Source organism: Pseudorhodoplanes sp., assembly GCF_050250235.1.
Lineage (GTDB): Bacteria > Pseudomonadota > Alphaproteobacteria > Rhizobiales > Xanthobacteraceae > Pseudorhodoplanes.
The window spans coordinates 23420-30166 of the sequence record NZ_JBFWPA010000083.1 but is presented as its reverse complement, the minus strand read 5'-3'; the positions used below and the strand labels follow the sequence as shown (position 1 = coordinate 30166).

At 60.9% G+C, this 6747-nt stretch carries 7 protein-coding genes; 5 read left to right on the top strand and 2 right to left on the bottom strand.

Annotation, left to right across the window (positions count from 1 at the left end; all coding sequences use genetic code 11):
* The first annotated feature begins 46 nt into the window (after positions 1-46).
* The 5 genes from AB7F49_RS26840 to AB7F49_RS26820 all read left to right on the top strand — a co-directional run bounded on the left by AB7F49_RS26840 (position 47) and on the right by AB7F49_RS26820 (position 5366).
* The gene (locus tag AB7F49_RS26840) at positions 47-913 is read left to right on the top strand and encodes a YiiX/YebB-like N1pC/P60 family cysteine hydrolase (RefSeq protein ID WP_428528113.1); all 867 of its coding nucleotides are present in this window, start codon (positions 47-49) and stop codon (positions 911-913) included.
* A complete protein-coding gene (locus AB7F49_RS26835; RefSeq protein ID WP_428528111.1) occupies positions 876-1562 on the top strand; it encodes a TlpA disulfide reductase family protein in 687 nt (228 codons plus the stop codon). Before AB7F49_RS26840 ends, AB7F49_RS26835 begins: the two co-directional genes overlap by 38 nt.
* A 544-nt stretch (positions 1563-2106) precedes the next feature.
* On the top strand, positions 2107-2901 hold the full coding sequence (locus AB7F49_RS26830) for a DUF6969 family protein (protein ID WP_428528109.1): 795 nt from the start codon (positions 2107-2109) through the stop codon (positions 2899-2901).
* A gap of 21 nt (positions 2902-2922) precedes the next feature.
* On the top strand, positions 2923-3396 hold the full coding sequence (locus AB7F49_RS26825) for a DUF302 domain-containing protein (protein ID WP_428528107.1): 474 nt from the start codon (positions 2923-2925) through the stop codon (positions 3394-3396).
* Between the two features lie 131 nt (positions 3397-3527).
* A complete protein-coding gene (locus AB7F49_RS26820) occupies positions 3528-5366 on the top strand; it encodes a radical SAM protein (protein WP_428528105.1) in 1839 nt (612 codons plus the stop codon).
* A gap of 62 nt (positions 5367-5428) precedes the next feature.
* Here the strand turns inward: AB7F49_RS26820 and AB7F49_RS26815 are convergent, their stop codons facing one another.
* Positions 5429-6031 (bottom strand): TIGR04282 family arsenosugar biosynthesis glycosyltransferase, encoded by a 603-nt coding sequence (locus AB7F49_RS26815; RefSeq protein ID WP_428528103.1) that lies wholly within the window; start codon positions 6029-6031, stop codon positions 5429-5431.
* Positions 6024-6701 (bottom strand): TIGR04283 family arsenosugar biosynthesis glycosyltransferase, encoded by a 678-nt coding sequence (locus AB7F49_RS26810; RefSeq protein WP_428528101.1) that lies wholly within the window; start codon positions 6699-6701, stop codon positions 6024-6026. The genes AB7F49_RS26815 and AB7F49_RS26810 overlap by 8 nt, the downstream gene beginning before the upstream one ends.
* Between the last annotated feature and the right edge of the window lie 46 nt (positions 6702-6747).

Below are 6747 nucleotides of genomic sequence, written 5' to 3'. Positions count from 1 at the left end.
ATGCAGTCCTCCCTCTCGACCCGAAGGATTTCGAGGAGCACTCGGAATGACGTCAACGCTTGAAGTCGTCGGCCATCGGATAGCTGACTATCTGGATCAGCCGATCAAGGGTTATGAGCCCTTTACTCCAAGCACTCCCGACGCCTTGCGTTCGACCCTACGCGCCGGTGATGTACTGCTTGTGGAGGGAAATACAAGAATTTCAAGCGTGATAAAGTATCTGACGCAGTCGACCTGGTCCCATGCTGCGTTATATGTGGGACGCATTGGGGACCGAGAGACTCCGGATGGCGAGCCACTCACTCTGGTCGAGGCAAATCTTGGCGAGGGCGTCGTTGCGGTGCCGTTATCCAAGTATTTTCTCTATCATACGCGCATCTGCAGGCCCACAGGCCTGTCCCCGGAGGACCGCCGCAGGGTCTGCGCTTTCGCCGCCGAGCGGATCGGCTTCGACTACGACCCGCAGAACGTCATCGATCTCGCACGCTACCTGTTTCCATTGCCGATGCCGGCGCGCTGGAGACGACGCATGATCGCACTGGGCTCCGGTGAGCCGACCCGTGTCATCTGCTCGGTCCTGATCGCTCAGGCATTCGAGGCGGTGCGCTATCCGATATTGCCAAAGATCGCTCAGATCGAGGGAGAATCGGCAAAGCGGGATATCATGCACATCCAGCATTCTTCCCTGTATGCCCCGCGGGACTTCGATATTTCGCCGTATTTTGACGTGGTGAAGCCGACCTTGGCGAATGGATTTGATCATAGGGCGTTTCAATGGGCGGATTTTGCGAATGCAGATTCGGGTGCGGAGCGTGCTTCCCTTCCGGAGCGCGATTGCGATCGTGTCGACTTCTCGTTTCCGGCCGCGCAGAGCGATGCGACGCGCGCTCGAACGTTCGATCCCCAGGCCTGAGCGATACGCGACAATGACCCGTTGGGCATCTGGCTCTTGCAGCGGCACCCCTCGGTCCCGCTTGACGCGACGCGGCGCAATAGGCGGCGCTGCAGCACTGCTCATTGCTTCCAGCCGGCGACCAGCATCCGCTTTCTCGGACTGCCTATCGACCGCAACCCTGAAAAGCGGTCTGCCGATCGCAATCATCCAGCCGCCACGCCCCCTCCCCGTCGTCAGGTTGTTCCGGCTTGAAGGCGGAACCCTCGACCTGGACTCCCTGCGCGGTAAACCGCTGCTGGTAAACTTCTGGGCGACCTGGTGCGCGCCTTGCCGCACCGAACTGCCTGTCCTGGACCGTCTGCTCCGATCGCGCCGCATCCCCGATCTTCGTATCGTCGCGGTGTCGCATGACAAGGGCGGCCGCAGCACCGTGGAGCGCTACAGAAAGTCGATCGACTTGCGAGAACTCCCGATATTTCTCGATCCGCATGAGTTCGTCGCATACGCCAATCGGGATAACCCCAACAAGGCTCCTTTCGCGCTTTATGGCATGCCAATCACATACCTCGTGTCCCGCTCGGGACTCGTGGTCGGATACGGCTCAGGGAGCATCGATTGGCTGAGCGAGCCGGCGCTGCGGATTTTGGCCTGCCTCGATGACATTTGACGGGAGATCCGTGAGGTTTGCGAACGCCCCCGATGCCGAGGTAACGACGGCGTAACCTTTTCCGCGCGTCTCCCGAACACGTCATGACGGCTGGTGACAGCTCCGCGGTGCGCGAACGGAAGCCAAGGAGATTTGGCCCTCGGTTCGTGAAGGAGGGCTCTTGTGCTTCGCGCAAATCTTGTGCGTGACGCAAATCTTTCCTCATCCGCAATTGAGCCTGATTTGCCGGAAGCCGTTCGACCATCAGGCTCAAGGAGGAAGATGAAATGTCTGCTCTGAAGAACTCTCTGAAAACGCTCGGCGCAATCACCGCGATTGGCGGACTCGTTGCGACCGTTCCTGTCGCTTCGCACGCGCAAACCAATCCCTGCGCACCGGCCGCCAGGCGGGGTTGCAAGCCGTGCGCCCCGAAGGCCCAGAAGGCCGGCAATCCTTGTGCGCCTGCCGCCAAAAAAGCGAAAAATCCCTGCGCGGCAAATCCGTGCGCTCCGAAACGGAAGTAATCCGGTCGCGCTAATTGCGATCATTGCTCTTGGGCTGGCGATTGACTGAAATCATCGCCGGCCCAAGATCATGTGACATCAAAGCCGACGCCATGACCCCTCAGGACTATCTGTTTCAGCTTCCAGATTCGACATTGGCGAATATGGCCGAGGCTGGCGTCACAATCGTTCGCTGTATCGATGAATTGCGGGATTCATCCAGGAACCTCGTCATGGATGTCCTGCGCGACGCCGATGCCTTCGTCCAATGGGACCATTACCCCGCTGGGGATGTCTACGACGAATATTCAAGATGCCAGTATTACTTTCACGCGCACGCACCTGGCGGCCGGTCCGACACGGACTTTGGACACTTCCACACGTTCATGGATGTCAGGAAAAGCCGCAGGCACGCTTCAGGTCGCGGACCGCGGCCGCGGTTAACGCATCTGGTGGGCATATCGATGACGCCCACGGGTTTCCCGGTAGGGTTGTTCACGACAAATCGATGGGTGACAGGCGAAGTGTGGCGCAAATCCGATGACATCGTCGCTCAGCTCGATCGATTCTCCATTCAACGATACGAAGACTTTCCCGCAGACCGCTGGTTAACGGCCATGATCGTTCTATTCAGACCTCAAATCGAAAAGCTGCTGATAGACCGCGACCTGCGGCTCGAGCAATGGCAGTCGGCGCATCCAGGCGCAGACGCGTTCGAAGACACGCGCCTGGAGGTCACGTCACATCTCGACATTTCGCTTTTTGAGCAGATCGAGGCGCTCGATCGGGAACTGGACCGGCGCAACACGTCTTTTGAGATCTCGAAATCGACGACACTTAGCGGCACGATCAATTAATCCGAACGTAGGAGTTAAGACATGGCACGCTGCGCTCTTGCTGGTCTGACTTTGCTATTGATGATGGCGTGCGGAAATGCCGGAACAGTCGCACCGCGCCCCGGCTGGTCGGTCATCGACACAAAGCTGTCGTTCCCAGCCCTCGTCGAGCGGCTTGAAACAGCCGTCAAGGCCGAGAAAATGGGACTTGTCACGGCGGCGAGCGCATCCGACGCGGCCAAGGCCGCAGGCTTCACGATACCAGGGAACCGCGTCGTAGGCGTCTATCGCAACGACTTCGCGCGGCGGATGCTCGCGGCAAGCATTTCCGCCGGGATCGAAGCGCCGATACGATTTTATGTGACGGAAAACACGGACGGCACCGCGACCTTGTCCTACAAGACACCCGGCGCCGTGTTCGCTCCCTATTTTGATGAGGGAAAGGATGCTCTCAAGTCACTCGCTAGCGAACTCGATGCGATATTTGCGCGCATCGCGGTTGCCGCCACTAAATGAGTCTCTACACTTTCAGCAATAGTCAGACCCGAACAGGACGTTGGCGGTCGCAGGGAATGAAAGTCATCCGGATATCAGAACCAGTCCTCGTCTTCGGCGGGCCGTACAGTAACCTTGAAGCGACGAAGGCTTTGATTGCGGAGGCAGACCGCCTCGGCTTCACGCCGGAGCGCCTGGTCTGTACCGGTGACATCGTTGCATATGCGGCGGACGCTTCGAAAACCGTGGCGCTTGTCAGGGACACGGTTTCGCACATCGTCAAGGGAAATTGCGAGGAGAGCCTCGGCCTCGACTCTACCGATTGCGGATGCGGATTTCCCGAGGGCAGCGAATGTTCGCGTCTTTCGGACGCGTGGTTCCGGCATGCCGGCAGTCAGTTAAGCGCCGCCGACCGGGAATGGATGGCAGGCCTGCCCGAACGCCTGATCCTGGACTTTGACGGCATTCGTCTCGCGGTCGTCCACGGCAGCGTCGGCCGAATCAACCAGTTTGTGTTCGCCTCGACCGGACACGCGCTCAAGCTGAATGAGATCGAAGGCGCGGGCGTTCACGGCGTGATTGGAGGGCATTGCGGGCTGCCCTTCACACAGTCGATCGACGGATATCTCTGGCACAATGCCGGGGCAATCGGAATGCCGGCCAACGACGGAACGCCGCGCGTCTGGTACAGCATTATCAGTCGCGTTGCCGACGGCCTCGCTGTCGAACACCGTTCCCTCAGCTACGACCATGTCGCCGCGGCCAACAAGATGCGGCGCGCCGGATTGCCCGACGGCTACGCGGCAGCCCTGTCCAGCGGTTTATGGCTGAGTTGCGATGTGTTGCCACTCGCAGAGATCCGCGCGCGCGGGCATGCGCTCGAAGGCGGGGGCATCGTCTGGAAGCGCCCCGCCGATCAGCCGCCGCGAACCCGGCGCGTGAAGTCTCCGAAGGTTGTGACGTTGTGGCCGAAGCAGAAGACCGCATCCGCGCCGATGCTCGATGCCCGGAAATTTCGACATCCCGAGACAACCGCGGCCGGCGAAAAGCGCGCATCAGTCGACTTCTCCCGGCTGAGTACGCTTTGGTTCAACACCGGAACGCTCTGCAACATCTCGTGCCGGAACTGCTATATCGACTCCGGCCCGCGCAAGGACCAACTCGCCTATCTCTCCCCCGGCGAGGTTTCGGCGTTCCTGGACGAAATCGATCAGCAGAAGATCGGACGGCTGGAGATCGGCTTCACGGGCGGCGAGCCCTTCATGAATCCGGGCTTCTTCGCGATGCTCGACGACACGCTCTCGCGCGGACATGACGCTCTCGTCCTGACCAACGCGATGCGACCGATGCAGCGCGCGAAAGCGAAGCTCCTGGATATCAAAACGCGTCATGGCGACCGGCTCCGGCTGAGAGTCTCGCTGGATCATTTCACGCGGGAGCGCCACGAGGAGGAACGCGGGCACGATACGTTCATGCCGACGATGCAAGGCCTGATCTGGCTCGCCCGTTCCGGCTTCAATGTCGCGGTTGCCGGACGGACCATGTGGGGTGATCCACTGGAGAGCCAGCGCGCCGGCTACGCGCAGTTTTTTGCCGAGCACGGCCTGGACATCGATGCTAACAGCCTCGAACGCCTCGTGCTGTTCCCGGAGATGGAGCCGCGCTCCGACGTGCCCGAAATTACCGAGAAATGCTGGGACATTCTTGGATCCTCGCCGCAAGACCTGATGTGCTCGCAGTCGCGCATGGTCGTGAAGCGCAAGGGCGCGGACCGCCCGGTCGTCCTGGCCTGCACGCTGATCGCCTACGATTCGCAATTCGAATTGGGGCAGACGTTGAAGGAGTCGGCCCGGCGCGTCTGGCTCAATCACCCCAGTTGCGCCAAATTCTGTGTGCTGGGAAAGTCGTCCTGCAGTCCCGCCGGGGCGGCGGCGAGCGCGCCGATGCAACTGGACAACAAGACAAGCCGGTTTGCTGAAGCCGAAGGATAGTTGCGGTCGAGGTTCGGGCGCGAAAACCTCGCGCACGAGCGCGTGGCCTCGGCGCCGGCTCGTCACAATAGCTTTTGTCGCCATAGCAAATAGTCTTCGACGGTATCAACGTCTCGCAGGCATGGCGCGATGTCGACCGGGCCCGACCAGTTCCGGACGGTGTCGACCATCGCAAACTCGGTCGACCAGCGGACGCCGTCGAAGATGCCGCGCCGGAGCGGCCGCGCATGTCTTCCGATCAGCCAGAAGCCGCCATCTCCCGCCGGGCCGAGCACCAGGTTCGCCCCGGTGATCTTTTTCAGGGCGCTCGCAACATGACAGGCTCTGAGGCCCGGGATGTCCGAGCCGATCAGGACAATCGGACGTCCCGGTGACGCATGCAGCAGACGCGCCATGCGCGTGCCGAGGGCGCCGGGACCTTGCGCGAGCCGCGGCAGACTCGCCGGCCAGAATGTTGCGCAGCGCCGATTATCCGGCGAGACCGCCAGGACCAGTTGCCACCGCGTGTCGCGCGCGAGATTGCGGATCAGACGGTCCGTCGTAACGCGATAGAAGCGCAAGGCCTCGGTCGCGCCGACCCGCCTGGAAAGACGAGTCTTGACCGTTCCAGGCAGTGGCGCCTTGACCATGAGGATCACGAGAGCTTTCGGACGCGATCTAGCCATACAATTTCAGGATCCTCGCGGGAGACACGCCCAGAAAGTAGAGCCCGAGGCAAAACAGATTTCTCGCGCTTCGAAAAAGATAGCCGTTCCGCCGATATTTTTCGGCACTGGTGACCGCGAATGCGGGGAGTACCGTCAGACGGCGCCTGCCGATCCGACGGATGATGTCGACATCTTCCATCAGAGGAATGTCCGAGAAACCTCCGATCTCATCGTAGAACGCACGCGAAAAGAGCAGACCCTGGTCGCCGTAGGGCAGCGCCAGCAGCCGCACGCGCAGAGCGACCAGGCGCTCGAGCAGACGCGCGCTCAGCGTGTTGTCATCGAGCCTGAAAGCGAACACGCCGACGATCTCGTGTGAATTTGTTCGTTGGAAAAACGCGACAATCGCGTCTCCCCAGTCGCCGACGAGAGCCGTATCCGCGTGCAGGAACAGCAGCCATTCGTGCGTGGCGGCCAGCGCGCCCTGCCGCAGTTGCGTGCCGCGGCCTTTGCCGGCACGAACGATCTTGCAGTCGAAGCGCGATGCAATGGCAATTGTGTCGTCGCTCGAGCCGCCATCGGCAATGACGATCTCCCCGACAAGGCCGGGCCGGTGCAGCGACAGGCACTCCAACGTACTGGCGAGGGTTCGTGCCGCGTTGAATGTAGGGACGATCACGCTGATCATGACGCGAACCAAACGAAACGGCGAGCCATTCGCGCTCGATCGACAT

Coding starts and splice junctions, on each gene's coding strand:
- AB7F49_RS26840 (WP_428528113.1), top strand. CDS start 47: ATGACGTCAACGCTTGAAGTCGTCGGCCATCGGATAGCTGACTATCTG.
- AB7F49_RS26815 (WP_428528103.1), bottom strand. CDS start 6,031: ATGGCTAGATCGCGTCCGAAAGCTCTCGTGATCCTCATGGTCAAGGCG.
- AB7F49_RS26835 (WP_428528111.1), top strand. CDS start 876: ATGCGACGCGCGCTCGAACGTTCGATCCCCAGGCCTGAGCGATACGCG.
- AB7F49_RS26825 (WP_428528107.1), top strand. CDS start 2,923: ATGGCACGCTGCGCTCTTGCTGGTCTGACTTTGCTATTGATGATGGCG.
- AB7F49_RS26810 (WP_428528101.1), bottom strand. CDS start 6,701: ATGATCAGCGTGATCGTCCCTACATTCAACGCGGCACGAACCCTCGCC.